Genomic DNA, 13,021 nt, shown 5'->3' with positions numbered 1-13,021 from the left:
CTAGGATTATTCCGAGTTGGTTTGCCCTGTGATGTCATCACCCCTTTTGCGTGTGGAAGCACTTACCGTTGACTTTCGCCAAGCCGATCAAACCCTACGGGCAGTGGATGGCATTTCCTTTCGCTTGGAGCGGGGTCAGACCCTTGGCATTGTGGGTGAGTCGGGGTCAGGGAAGTCGGTGACCTGTTTGGCACTTTTGCAGTTACTCCTGCCGCCGGGACAGATCAGCCACGGCGAAGCGTGGTTTCAGCCAGAGCCAGAGGGGGAGGCCATTGACTTGCTGCGCTGCCCCCCCCGCCAAATGCAACAGATTCGGGGTCGCCAAATCAGTATGGTCTTCCAAGAACCGATGAGTTCTCTCAATCCGGTCTATTCCATTGGCTTTCAACTGGCAGAGGCCATTGATCCGCAGCAACGACTGCCCCAAGGGCAATGTCAACAGCGGGCGATCGCTCTCCTTGAGCAGGTGCATCTTCTCAAAGCGGCAGCCCCCCTGGAGGAGAAAAAGCGGTTTCTCCGTCGCTATCCGCACCAACTCTCTGGGGGACAAATTCAGCGGGTCATGATTGCCATGGCCATGGCCGCTTCGCCAGCGCTTTTAATTGCCGATGAACCCACCACTGCCCTCGATGTCACTGTCCAAGCGGCGATCCTACGGCTGTTGCGGGAGTTGCAGCAGCAGTACCCTCTCTCATTGATTTTTGTCAGCCATGATTTGAATCTGATTGCGGAATTGGCGGATCAGGTCGTTGTCATGTACCAAGGGCAAATTGTTGAATCGGGGACAGTTCAGCAGGTCTTTCGTCACCCCCAACATCCGTATACCAAGGGGCTACTGGCTTGTCGTCCCCGCTTGGATCAGCGTCTGGCGATTCTGCCAACAGTGGCGGATTTTCTAGCGGCCACGCCCCCGCGATTAGAAGTGATTTCCGCAGCGCAGCAGCAGGAACGCTTGGCGCATTTGGCGAGCCAACCCCCCTTGGTGCGGGTTGAACATCTCTGGGTCAAGTATCCCGTGGCGGGCAAGCAGCGCTTTGTCACTGCCGTCAGGGATGTCTCGTTTACGATTCGCGCCGGGGAGACCCTTGGCTTGGTGGGGGAATCGGGCTGTGGCAAAACAACACTGGGACGGACCCTCTTGCGCCTCCTAGAACCCGCACAGGGAAAAATTATCTTTGGCGATCGCGACATCAGCCATTTATCGCCTCGCCAATTGCGTCCCCTGCGGCAACGGATGCAACTCATTTTCCAAGACCCCTATAGTTCCCTAGATCCCCGCATGACCATTGGCGAGTTGGTGGCAGAACCCCTGCGGATTCACCGCCGTCATCAGTCGCGACGGCAACACCAAGAGCGGGTGGCCTATCTCCTTGAACGGGTGGGCATTGACCCCCAAGCCCAGAATCGCTATCCCCATGAATTTTCCGGGGGGCAGCGGCAGCGAATTTGTATTGCCCGTGCCTTGGCCTTGAATCCTGAGTTTGTCGTTTGTGATGAGTCAGTGTCGGCCTTGGATGTGTCGGTGCAGGCGCAAGTCCTGAATTTGCTCAAAGAACTCCAGCGGGAGTTTCAACTGACCTACCTCTTCATTTCCCACGATCTCAGTGTGGTGAAATTCATGAGCGATCGCCTCATGGTTATGTACAATGGCGAAATTGTGGAAATGGGTGACGCGGAAACCGTTTACCAACAGCCACAGCACGACTATACTCGCACGCTAATTGCCGCGATTCCCCGTGGTCTTTCCCTTGAGGCAGCCTAGATGTCCCCCGCCCTTGATCTTGAGAATACCCTTGCCACCCTGCGCCCGCTTCTTTGGCAAGCCCTTGAGCAACTGCGCCAGTTTTACCGTCAGGTGCAGGATCTAACGGTGCAGGACAAAGGCGGTGATCCTGTCACCCTTGCCGATGAAACGGTTGATTGCTTTTTGCGCCACGCCCTCCAAGCTCATTTTCCGCCGACGCAGTTTGGTTATTTAACCGAAGAGACCTACACCCCAGGGCAGCCCTTGCCCCAGCCCTACCAGTGGATCATTGACCCCCTCGATGGCACCTACGACTTTTTGCAGCAAACGGGGGAGTATGCGATTCACGTTGCCCTTGTCCATGAACATCGCCCTTGTTTAGCCGCTGTCGTCTGGCCAGAGCAGGAGGTGATCTACACTGCCATTGCCGGCGCAGGTGCCTATCGAGAGACGCGCCAAGGTACGACGCGACTGCGGGTACAACCCCCCACTGAGGGGCAGTCGTTGCGGGTGGTGATGAGTCGGAGCCACGGCGGAGAGCGCCTACAGGCCTTTTTAAGAACCCTAGGATGCGTACAGCAAATTCCGATGGGGAGTATGGGCTGTAAAACGGCGAGTATTTGCCAAGGGGATGCAGATCTGTACGTCAATCTCACAGGGCGCAGTGCCCCGAAGGACTGGGATTTAGCGGCACCGGATTTGATCATGCAGGAGGCGGGGGGAGCCTTTACCTATGCCAATGGTGAGTTGCCCCGCTACAATCGCGCCGATGTGCAGCATTGGCCGCCCCTAGTGGTGTGTCATCCAGCTTTGAGTCGCACGGTGGGCGATCGCCTGCAAGCCTTTTTACACGAAAATCAAGGCTATTCTGGGAAATAGGCAAGTTCAGTCGCACAGAGGATAGGCCATGGTTTTTAATTGGTTTCGACGCAAGTTTGGTGGCAGTGGTGAGGAGCCATCGCCCCCTGCAGAAACCCCAACGGCAGCGCCATCCGCAGAATCCCCGCAATCTACAACTGAATCCACTGCTTCCCCCGGCATCCTCAACTGGGCAAAAACGGCACTCCAGTCGATTCAAGCGCGACAGCAATCGGAGAGTGCCGCGACGATTGAAACCATTGAAACCGCTGAAGAAACTCAAGAAACACCGCCTGCCGATGATGCCCCCGTTCCCGTCTCTATCGAGTCTGAAGAGACCGCTGTTGCTGAACCTGCCCCTGTCCAGCCCGTTGTGGAAGCTGAGTCGGTAGAACCAGACTCCTCCCTTGTCCTTGATGAGGGCTTTTTGTGGTCGGCGGAGGTGCTTGCCGCCCAAGGCCGGCGCCCAGAGGAGGTGGATATTGAGGAAATTACTTGGTTGCAACGTCTGCGCCAAGGTCTGGGCAAAACCCGTCGTGGCCTAGTACATCAACTGCGGGCGATCGTCGGCCAAGGCCCCTTAAGTCGGGATGCCGTCGAAGAAATTGAGATGCTGCTGTTGCAGTCGGATGTGGGGGTCAAGGCCACGGATCAGATTATTGCGGCGCTGCAAACAAAAATTCGCCAAGAAACACTCCCTGCCGATCAGGCGATCGCCTACCTGAAGGAAATTCTGCGGGACATTCTCGATCGCCCCTTTGAAGCCGGCTACCGCCGCGACTTTGCTCCGAAAAAAGGCACGCTGAATATCTGGTTGATTGCCGGTGTCAACGGCGTTGGTAAAACCACCACCATTGGTAAACTGGCCCACATTGCCACCCAGTCAGGCTATCGCTGTCTGATTGCAGCGGCAGATACCTTTCGGGCAGCCGCCACGGAGCAGGTGAAAATTTGGGGACAGCGCTCCGATGTCGAGGTGATTGCCAACCCCGGCAAAAATACCGATCCTGCTGCTGTGGTCTTTGATGCCATTGGCGCTGCCCAAGCCCGAGGCACAGAATTGCTGCTAGTGGATACCGCTGGCCGCTTGCAAAACAAGGCCAACCTGATGGAGGAACTCAAGAAAATCCGTCGCATCATTGATAAAAAAGCGGGTGATGCTCAAATTGAATCGCTACTGGTTCTCGATGCCACCCTCGGCCAAAATGGCTTGCGCCAAGCACAGGTGTTTGCAGAAGCGGCGCAACTCACTGGCGTGATCTTAACCAAGCTGGACGGGACGGCCAAAGGGGGAGTGGCCTTGGCGGTAGTGCAGGAATTGGGACTACCGATTCGCTTCATTGGTGCGGGCGAGGGCATTAAGGATCTGCGCCCCTTTTCCAGTTTTGAATTTGTCGAGGCCTTGCTCTCCAGTGAGGTGGAGGTGGCAGCATGAAGCTGGCCGATCGCCTGCGGTATTTCCAAGGCAATGTCTTTGACGCCATGGATCGGGCGAAGGCGGCGGTGGCGGCCACGGGACAGCCAATTGTTGATCTCTCCTTGGGGTCTGCAGATCTACCGGTAGCGGATCATATTCTTGCAGCCATTGAAGCTTCCGTGCGTGATGCCAGTACCTACGGCTATCAACTCTTTGCCAGTACAGCGGCCTTTCGACAGGCAGTGGCCACTTGGTTTGAACGCCGCTTTGGCCTCAGGGTAGATCCCGAGCGGGAAGTGCTGACGCTGATTGGTTCACAGGAGGGGACGGCGCACTTGCCCCTTGCAGTGATGAATCCCCAAGAGTATGCGCTAGTGCTTGATCCGGGGTATCCCTCCCATGCGGGGGGGGTGTATCTTGCGGGGGGACAACTGTATCCCTTGCGCTTGCGGGCAGAAAATCACTTTTTGCCGGATTTAGAGGCCATTCCGTTGCCGGTGCGAGAGCAGGCCAAACTTCTCATTCTCAGCTATCCCCACAATCCCACCACGGCGGTTGCGCCCTTGGACTTTTTCAAGACAGCAGTTGAGTTTTGCGATCGCCACGGGATTTTACTGGTGCATGATTTTCCCTACATTGATCTCGTCTTTGATGCGGAGCGGGCACCCTCGATCTTTGAAGTGGATCGCGATCGCCAAGTGGGCATTGAATTCTATAGCCTGTCTAAGTCCTACAACATGGGTGGGTTTCGCATTGGCTTTGCCATTGGCCGTGCCGACATTATTGCTGCCCTGCGCCAAATTAAATCGGTGATTGATTTTAACCAATACGCTGGCATCCTGCGGGGTGCGATTGCCGCCCTCACGGGAGATCAAACCTGTGTCCAGCAAACGCGGCAGATCTTTCGCCAGCGGCGTGATACCTTTGTCCAAGCGCTTTGCGACCATGGCTGGCCGGTGCCCCTCCCGCCAGCGACAATGTACGTGTGGGCAAAACTCCCTGACCCTTGGCAGCGGGATTCCCTGGGATTTTGCCAAGCCCTTGTTAAGGCAACAGGGATTGCCGCCGCTCCAGGCTCTGGCTTTGGTCAAGGGGGAGAGGGGTATGTGCGCTTTGCCCTCGTGCGCGATCGCCCCTGTTTAGAAGTGGCGGCTGCCCAAATTGCCGAATTTAGCCAAACGGTCGTTCAGGTGTCGGGCGCTAATCGCCCATGATCCATGCCAAGAGTAGGATCAGGCCGCCCCAAAGGACAATTGCAGGAATATGAATGGAGCGCAACACCTCTAGGGGAGTTAAAACTAGCACCTCCGTAAAGAGATGGGTGACCGTACAAAGAAGAATGAGCAAAATGATAAAGAACATGGCAACTCGCTCTAGGCATTGCCATAGATGGGAATCACGGCACCACTGATCGCAGCCGCTCCCTCGGAAATGAGATAGGCAATCAGGTCACCGATCGCCCGAGGACTCACCCAATTGACCGCTTGCGCTTCGCCCATCGCTGCCCGATTGGCAGGGGTATCGATAATGCTGGGAAGGATGACATTGGCGGTAATGTTTTTGCCTTTGGTTTCGGCAGCGATCGCCCGCGTGAAGGCCACGACTGCGGCTTTAGCAGCACAATAGGCAGCCAGTTCAGCCGCTGGTTCAACGGCACCCCGTGAGCCAATGGTGACAATGCGCCCATATTGCTGAGTCTGCATACGTTTGAGGGCGTGCTTACAAACCAAGAAGGTGGTCTCGACATTGAGGCGAAAACTCTGCTGCCAATCACTGAGGGCAAATTGTGCCGTTGCGCCCATGCTAAAGCCACCGACAAGGTGAACCACGGCATCCAATTGCGGCATGCGCTCCACGAGAGCGGCCACTTCACTTTCATTGTTCAAATCCGCTGCCACAAACCGCACGTTGGCCAACTCCGCTGCCGCCAATTGCTTTTCGAGGGCGTCTCGGGCAGCCGCATCAATGTAGGGCACCGTCAGCGTATAGCCTTGACTGAGGAGAACCGGCACTACCCCTTGACCGAGTCCGCCTGTGCCGCCTGTCACTAAAACCGCGCGATGGGCAAATCCCCTCATGGCTGATCCCTCGGTGTGAGTTGTCGTGCTCTGTAGAAGGTTTGCAAACTGTGGCGATCGCCAACGAATCGCCAGTGCCAAGGCTCATAACTCACCCCCTGCGGGTTATGACGGGGAAAGGACAGTTCAAAGCTAAAACGCGCTGCATTTTTTTCCAGCCAGCGAAAGGCGGGGGTGTCCTCAAAAGTCTCCTTGAGATGGGTGTCTGGTCGGGCGCCATCGCCAATATCAATGGCATAGCCCGTATGGTGTTCGCTATAGCCGGGGGGCGCACTCACCAATGCCCGCTCACTTGCCCGTTGTGCCCGTTGCTCCTTGACCTCAAAAAAAAGATAGTCCTGATCCTGTTTGGAGCGAAATCCAGAGAGGGGCATCAACACCACCCCCTCCTGCTGCGCAGCGGCGACCATCGCCCGGAACCGTTCTGCTGCGGCTCGCCGTAATTTAATTTGGCCATCGGCACTCACCGGTTCAAGTTCTGAGAGGGGCGCCTCTTCATAGGGCAGATGTCCCAGCAGATTTTCTGTTGGCGTTAGCGTTGGCTCCGTTTCCGTAGCCGTTGGCGATTCCGTGGGACGATTGAGGAACCACACAGCTCCCACGCCCATTAGGCCCACAAGGACAAGGGTGCTGGCGATCGCCCACCCCCCTCGCCGAGGTTCTACTTTGCCCTGAGTGATTGGTTGTAGCCGCTCCGCAACAGGAATATCTTGATCCATGACGCAGTCCCGTGCCTTTTTATGAGAATAGACGATTTTTCCTAGGGCTGGGCATACAGTTGCCAGTAGTTCCAGTAGTTCTCCAAGACACTCTTGACATAGCCATAGGTCTCAGGAAAGGGAATCGATTCCACAAAGCGATCGCTATCGGTCATATCAAAACGCTGCAACCACTGATTGACATTTCCCGGCCCGGCATTGTAACTGGCCAAGGCTAAGAGCGTGTTTTGATTGTACTGATTGTGGGTGTAGTCAACGTACCATGTGCCCAAGCGGATATTGTCCTCTGGATCCACAAGGGAATAGCTCTCTAGGTTCAACTTTTCGGCAATCCAAGCAGCCGTCTCTGGCATCAACTGCATCAACCCCGTTGCCCCCACCACTGAGCGGATCTGCTTTTCAAAGCGAGATTCTTGGCGAATCAAGGCCATCACCAATAGAGGATTTAAGTTGCGAGCTAGGGACCACTTTTCCACTAATTCCCAGTAGGGCAGGGGGTAAAGGGCATACCAGAAGCGGACATCGCGGCGAATGGGCGCAAAGAACGTTGCCACCTCCGGTTCACTGGCTGAGCGCGTAAACAAGTTTTGCAGCATAAAGATGCCATCGAGGTATTCCCCAACGCCAAGGCGAATCAGGCCATCAGTGAGTTGTTCTGCCGCTGTCGGTGTCACCCGATTGTGGAATTCCCACTGCCAGCGCTGCCAAGCCTCCTGAAATTGCCGCAGCAGGTACAGTTCGCGTAGGGTGGCACTCCCCGTGGCCAAGGGAAGGAGGGGCTTGCGATCGCTCGCCACTGAGGGTCGCTGTTGTCGCAGGGTTGTAAAGGTGCCCACGGGTTTCTTGAGCAGACTGGCGGCTCGCCAAGCATAGTAGGTGTGGGGATAGCGCTCTATGACCAGTTGCCAAGTTTGGCGTTGCCCTTGGGGTTGTCCTGCTTCCCCTTGCCATTTTCCTTGCCAAAAGGCGGCTCGCGGTGCCAGCTCACTCTCAGGGTTCAATTTGAGAATTTCGCTAACCCACTGTTGTGCCTGAGACCACTGCCGTTTTTGGGCAGCCCCTTGGGCCAGTTGCCAGCGCAGTTCCGCTGCGGCGCTGCTTTGGGGATAGGTCTTGAAGAGTTGTTGTTGGCTTTGTTGTGCCCCCTTGGTGTTGCCTAGTTCCTGATGAGCTTGGTACTGTGCCAGAAGGGCATCGGCAGCGATCGCGGGTGCTTGATTTTGCCTCGCTAACTGAAGACACTTGGCCAGCAAAGGGAGACGCTCCGCCGGTGTTTTGACTAAACGGGCAAGGCGCAGTTGGGCAAGGGCTGCTTCGGAACTTTGGGGAAAGCGGTTGATCAGGGCTTGATAGGCGGCGATCGCCCCAGAGGTGTCCTCACTCAATTGGCGTCCCCGGCCCACCCGATAGAGATTCAAGGGGGTTGGTGGTGCCTTGGCATAGGCCGCTGCTGCCCGAGCATACTGCATTTTCTCCCAATAGCCAAAGGCGATCGCTTCCCAATCGGCGGGCGTCAGTTGATCGGCGTAGCGCTGCCGCAAAATTTCAAGGTAGGTGCCGTATGCCTTAAGAAAGAGGCCGTGGCGTGCCACCAGCTTCAGGTAGGGCACTTGATCGGGATTTTTCTCTAACTGTTGCGCCACATAGTTGACGACGGCAGGATGCTGTGGAAAGCGTTCGATCGCCTTTTGCGGTTGATTGAGGCTCAGGAGTGCCACTGCCGCTTCAGGTTCACTGCCATACTCCCGTAGCAACTGTTCCCACGTTTCCTTCGCCTTGCGGTTATCTCCCCGTTGCCGATAGGCCTCCGCTCGCAGCAGGAGAATGGGTGCGGCCATGGGACGGTAAGTCTGCTCAAGATCTTGGAGCCACTGCAGGGCAGCTTGGGGTTGCTGTTGACTCAGGCTTTCTACGGCCAAAAGATAGCGGGCGCGATCGCGCTTGAGGGGATCCGCAGACTCTGCCCATTGCTTTAACTCTTGCGGACTTTGGGGCGGCGCTTCAACAGTCAGCGTGTAAAGGGGCGAAGGCGATCGCCAATGGTACCAACTGAACAGCCCACCGCCAACCATCAGTGCCGCCAACAACAGCGACACCAGCCAAGGCCGTATGCCTCGCCGCTGCTTTCGTTTTGGGAGTGATTTAACCATAATTTGCAATTCCAGCCAGCAACCCCGCTCTCCAATCTCCACAGTAAACTAGGGAGTACAACCCTATTCTTATTAAGTATGTGGCGGTCTTGGATGCAGCAGTGGCAACTGGGTGCTAGCGAGGGGCGATCGCGCTGAAGGAAATCGAATTAACGACCTCACCCGCACATCGCCCTCCACTATGGCAATCTATGAAAAGATAAACCAACAATCGTAAACTTCGATGCCCCCTATGCCACGAATGGTCTGGATTGTGATTGGCTGCAATTGCCTGATTGCGCTAATTGCCCTGTGGTTGGCATGGCAGTTGGTCAAGCTGCGCCAGATTCTGCGGGGGGTGTCCCGTGCGCTACTAGATGCGGAGCGGAGTACCCACGGGGTCTTAGGCGGTGCCCCTGAGGTGATTATCATTGGCCAGCGGGGGGTGTCGGGCTTGCGATCGCAATTGCCCAAATGGCGGCGGCAACAGCGCAATGTTCGTCTGTTTTTAACCTTGATAAGCTGGATAGGGCGACATGGTATCCGCCTGCAAAGGAGAAAGCGATGAGTCAGCAACAGGGTGGCGGTGGTGCTTTTTGGGGGGGACTGCTCCTAGGGAGCGCGATCGGGACAGTCGTGGGGCTGTTGATGGCTCCCCGCTCTGGCAAGGAAACCCGACAACTCCTGCGCAAATCCGCTGATGCCCTGCCCGAACTGCTCGAAGACATTACTGCGAGTTTTGAGCAACATCGCGATCGCCTCTCAGAAACCACCCAAGAACGCTGGCAAGCCACCTTAGAACGGCTCAAGGAAGCGATCGCCGTCGGTATCGAAGTCACGCAGCAGCAGCGGCAAACCCTGCGGCGCGAAGCCAATGGCATGGCCTTGAGTGACCCTGACGAAGAGGATGCTGTCAATCAATAGCCTGCGGTGGGTCATGAGTCAAGAAATCATGAGCCAAGATAATGAGGAGTTATCCCTTTATCAAACAATCTCGACCGAGGGAGAACCCACCGAGATTTTCCAAACAAAACGTAATACAATCTTGCCATCACGTTTTTTGGTAACAGCACTGTTACAACCAACAGGATTCAAAGAAGGGGTACACCATCGTGGGAGTATTTAGTCGGCTATCACGAGACATCGGCATTGACTTGGGCACAGCCAACACCCTAGTTTATGTGTCTGGGCGGGGGGTGGTTTTAGAGGAACCCTCTGTTGTTGCTATTGACCAAAATACCAAACAACCCCTTGCCGTTGGCGTTGAGGCAAAGCGAATGCTGGGGCGGACACCGGGCAATGTGGTGGCCGTGCGTCCTCTGCGGGATGGTGTGATTGCGGATTTTGAACGTGCGGAACTGATGCTCAAGCACTTTATGCGCCAAGTGCACGGCGGTAAGAATTTGTTTGCCCCCCGTGTGGTGATTGGGATTCCTAGTGGCGTGACCGGTGTCGAACGCCGTGCCATTGAGGATGCTGCGCGGGGTGCTGGGGCGCGGGAAGTGTATTTGATTGATGAACCCGTTGCCGCCGCCTTTGGTGCGGGTTTACCCGTGGAAGAACCGACGGGCAACATGATTGTGGACATTGGTGGTGGCACGACTGAAGTGGCGGTTCTCAGTTTGCAGGGCACCGTTTTGAGTGAATCCGTCCGCGTTGCTGGCGATGAAATTTCTGAGGCGATCGTCCAGTATTTGAAAAAAGTACACAACCTGATTATTGGTGAACGCACGGCTGAGGAGATCAAGATTCGCATTGGCTCTGCCTACCCCAATGACAGCTATGACTCCGAAGCCATGGAAGTGCGCGGACTGCACCAACTCTCTGGCCTACCACGCACAGTTACGGTCAAAGCAGAAGAAATTCGCGAAAGCATGGCCGAGCCCCTCTCGGCGATTATTGAAGCCATCAAGCGTACCCTTGAGCGGACGCCCCCAGAACTAGCCGCAGACATTGTGGATCGCGGGATTATGCTGGCTGGCGGCGGTGCTCTGCTACGGGGTCTCGATACTCTGATTAGCCATGAAACGGGCATTGTCGTTCATGTAGCAGCGGATCCCCTGCGGTGTGTGGTCATGGGTACCGGTCGGGTACTGGAAAACTTCAAAGACCTCGCTCGTGTCTTTTCCACACAATCGGCAGTGATTGGTTAAGGATCAGCAGCTATGGCTTTTCTGCTGCGCTGGTGGGGACGATATGCAGGTGGCTTAGTCCTTGTTGCTTTGGTACTCACAAGTGCTTGGATTTTGCGTGAGACCAATGGGGCAGCGATTCGTGAACTGTACCGCCTTCTTAGTTTGCCCTTTCAAGGCACAGTGGACGATCAGCAAGCCTTGATTCAAGCCCGTACGTGGCAACTGGAGCAGCAACTGGCCGCCGTCCAAGCGGAAAACCAGCGGTTGCGGCAAATGCTGAATGCACCGATGCTGGCCAATTTCAATGGCCGCGTTGTGCCGGTGATTGGTCGCAGTTCCGATCAGTGGTGGCGATCGCTCCTCTTGGGGGAAGGCAGTCGTCAGGGTCTCACCATCGGTTCAGTCGTGGTGGGCAACGGTGGCCTTGTCGGGCGCATTACCAGCATTACCCCCAATACCAGTCGGGTGATGTTGCTCACGGATCCCGCCAGTCGAGTGGGGGTTGTGGTGGGTCGGACGCGGCAGATGGGGATTCTGCGGGGACAACTCAACCAGCAGGTGATTGTCGAGTTTTTAGAGAAAGACCCGAAGGTACAGCCCAAGGATGTCCTCTATACCTCAGCCTTGAGTAGTCTCTATCCAGCGGGCATTCCCATTGGTGAGGTGCAATCGGTAGAACTGAGCGATCCCACCCGCCCCCATGCCACTGTTATTCTGGGCGCACCGATTGATCGCCTTGAGTGGGTCACCGTCATTCCCTATGCTGAACCGACAGACACGTTTACGCCGAACTAGCCTCAACTGGTTGATTATTATTAGCTCTGTGGGACTCTGTGCCCTGCTGAGCTTTATTCACTTACCCAACCTGCATCTATTGGTGCCCGACTGGTTTTTAATCTGGGTGGTGGTGTGGAGTGTCAAGCGATCGTGGTGGCAAGGGGTACTGGCGGGTATTGCCCTTGGCTGGATTCAAGATGGCTTGGTCAGTGCTCATCCTAGCCACGCAGTCAGCTTAGCTTTGGTGGGAGGGCTGACCGCCCTGATGCAAAAGCAGCGCTTTGTTTCTGAGGATTTTATTTCGGTTGCTTTGATTACCTTTGCAATGGCCATTCTTCAGCAAACGGTCATGGCAATGCAAATGAGCCTTGGCAGTAGCTTTCCCCTCGAGGAGATTTGGCAGCACCATCGGCAAGTCGCGCTTAGTTCAGCCATTATGAGTAGTCTTTGGGCACCCTTGCTCTATGCCCCCCTGAATCGCTGGTGGACGTGGTTGCGACAGCAGGAGTAGAGAGCGCAACAATAAACCCGCCTCATGCCCAACTTGCGGCAGCCACTACTCAATCGCTGCTTGCACTTCACCCATAAAGCCGAATGCCCATTCGATGCCCCTGTTTGAGCTTGCCCACCTTTTGAACTTCGCCTCAGATGCGCCAGACATTTCTGTTGCCCTTTCACCTCATCACCGTTATACACGCTGAAGTCATCCGAGACGAGTACCCCTGCAAATCCCTCACTTAATAGGGTCTCTAACTCTGCTCGTAGACGGCTGCCCGCCGCGTGGAATCAGCAAAATCCCCAGTCTCCGAGTGCTTCTACCGTTGGCTTCACGCTTTCTGCTGCTCTGGCATTCGTCTGTTGCAGTATCCCCACTCGGACAGTCGGCGTTCTGAGCGTTTATGAAGGTCACTGAATGGTGGTTTTGATGAAATTCAACTGAAGTTGTATAGCTATTCCAATAAGGAATGAGATATCATCCAGCACAATACTTGCGAATCACCTCATCAATCGAACTGTTTGACCCTGCATACATCCGCGCTCGCTTCAGCGCACTAAAGTCGTGCTCAATCACATTCAAATCAGGAGAGTATTTCGGTAAAAATAACACCTCGTGACCCGCCGCTTTCACCACTGCCTGAATCGCCCCTTTTGGATGAATCGGTG

The 13,021-nt window shown here is 55.5% G+C and carries 14 protein-coding genes and 1 pseudogene; 9 read left to right on the top strand and 6 right to left on the bottom strand.

Annotated features, from left to right (window positions below):
• Positions 1 to 31 precede the first annotated feature (31 nt).
• From RHK62_RS03240 to RHK62_RS03225, 4 genes are read left to right on the top strand one after another with little or no spacing between them, the layout of a single operon-like run.
• Entirely contained in the window at positions 32 to 1,762 is a 1,731-nt protein-coding gene (locus RHK62_RS03240; protein WP_302678996.1) for an ABC transporter ATP-binding protein, read from the top strand.
• The gene (locus RHK62_RS03235; protein WP_310453262.1) at positions 1,763 to 2,623 is read left to right on the top strand and encodes a 3'(2'),5'-bisphosphate nucleotidase CysQ; all 861 of its coding nucleotides are present in this window, start codon (positions 1,763 to 1,765) and stop codon (positions 2,621 to 2,623) included.
• Positions 2,624 to 2,651: 28 nt separating this feature from the next.
• Positions 2,652 to 4,037 (top strand): signal recognition particle-docking protein FtsY, encoded by a 1,386-nt coding sequence (gene ftsY, locus RHK62_RS03230; RefSeq protein ID WP_206201304.1) that lies wholly within the window; start codon positions 2,652 to 2,654, stop codon positions 4,035 to 4,037.
• The gene (locus RHK62_RS03225) at positions 4,034 to 5,233 is read left to right on the top strand and encodes an LL-diaminopimelate aminotransferase (protein ID WP_206201305.1); all 1,200 of its coding nucleotides are present in this window, start codon (positions 4,034 to 4,036) and stop codon (positions 5,231 to 5,233) included. Before ftsY ends, RHK62_RS03225 begins: the two co-directional genes overlap by 4 nt.
• Here RHK62_RS03225 and RHK62_RS03220 read toward each other — a convergent pair.
• From RHK62_RS03220 to RHK62_RS03205, 4 genes are read right to left on the bottom strand one after another with little or no spacing between them, the layout of a single operon-like run.
• Entirely contained in the window at positions 5,220 to 5,381 is a 162-nt protein-coding gene (locus RHK62_RS03220; protein WP_190278145.1) for a hypothetical protein, read from the bottom strand. The two genes, RHK62_RS03225 and RHK62_RS03220, sit on opposite strands and share 14 nt — an antisense overlap.
• 11 nt (positions 5,382 to 5,392) lie before the next feature.
• Positions 5,393 to 6,097, bottom strand: a complete 705-nt coding sequence (fabG, locus tag RHK62_RS03215) for a 3-oxoacyl-ACP reductase FabG (protein ID WP_206201306.1) — start codon at positions 6,095 to 6,097, stop codon at positions 5,393 to 5,395.
• Positions 6,094 to 6,816, bottom strand: a complete 723-nt coding sequence (locus tag RHK62_RS03210; RefSeq protein WP_302678998.1) for a M15 family metallopeptidase — start codon at positions 6,814 to 6,816, stop codon at positions 6,094 to 6,096. Before RHK62_RS03210 ends, fabG begins: the two co-directional genes overlap by 4 nt.
• A 41-nt stretch (positions 6,817 to 6,857) precedes the next feature.
• Positions 6,858 to 8,966: a transglycosylase SLT domain-containing protein gene (locus tag RHK62_RS03205; protein ID WP_302678999.1), complete on the bottom strand. Its 2,109-nt coding sequence runs from the start codon at positions 8,964 to 8,966 to the stop codon at positions 6,858 to 6,860.
• Between the two features lie 232 nt (positions 8,967 to 9,198).
• On the opposite strand from RHK62_RS03205, the gene RHK62_RS03200 reads away from it, so the two are divergent.
• The 5 genes from RHK62_RS03200 (at position 9,199) to mreD (ending at position 12,368) form a co-directional block, all read left to right on the top strand.
• Complete coding sequence (locus RHK62_RS03200; protein ID WP_302676622.1) at positions 9,199 to 9,513, top strand: hypothetical protein; 315 nt, start codon at positions 9,199 to 9,201, stop codon at positions 9,511 to 9,513.
• Positions 9,510 to 9,869 (top strand): YtxH domain-containing protein, encoded by a 360-nt coding sequence (locus tag RHK62_RS03195; RefSeq protein WP_206201310.1) that lies wholly within the window; start codon positions 9,510 to 9,512, stop codon positions 9,867 to 9,869. The genes RHK62_RS03200 and RHK62_RS03195 overlap by 4 nt, the downstream gene beginning before the upstream one ends.
• 188 nt (positions 9,870 to 10,057) lie before the next feature.
• Positions 10,058 to 11,098, top strand: a complete 1,041-nt coding sequence (locus tag RHK62_RS03190; protein WP_302679000.1) for a rod shape-determining protein — start codon at positions 10,058 to 10,060, stop codon at positions 11,096 to 11,098.
• A gap of 12 nt (positions 11,099 to 11,110) precedes the next feature.
• Positions 11,111 to 11,875 (top strand): rod shape-determining protein MreC, encoded by a 765-nt coding sequence (gene mreC / locus RHK62_RS03185; RefSeq protein ID WP_302676619.1) that lies wholly within the window; start codon positions 11,111 to 11,113, stop codon positions 11,873 to 11,875.
• Positions 11,841 to 12,368: a rod shape-determining protein MreD gene (gene mreD, locus RHK62_RS03180; RefSeq protein ID WP_310437856.1), complete on the top strand. Its 528-nt coding sequence runs from the start codon at positions 11,841 to 11,843 to the stop codon at positions 12,366 to 12,368. Before mreC ends, mreD begins: the two co-directional genes overlap by 35 nt.
• Here mreD and RHK62_RS03175 read toward each other — a convergent pair.
• A pseudogene (locus tag RHK62_RS03175) lies at positions 12,320 to 12,631 on the bottom strand (transposase); the annotation flags it as partial. The gene mreD and the pseudogene RHK62_RS03175 overlap by 49 nt on opposite strands.
• 199 nt (positions 12,632 to 12,830) lie before the next feature.
• Positions 12,831 to 13,021, bottom strand: a 191-nt coding sequence (locus RHK62_RS03170; protein WP_310453261.1) for a transposase, incomplete at its 5' end; no start/stop codon positions are given.

This window comes from Thermosynechococcus sp. HY213, assembly GCF_031460975.1.
Taxonomy (GTDB): domain Bacteria; phylum Cyanobacteriota; class Cyanobacteriia; order Thermosynechococcales; family Thermosynechococcaceae; genus Thermosynechococcus.
This window is presented reverse-complemented; position numbering and strand designations above follow the sequence as displayed.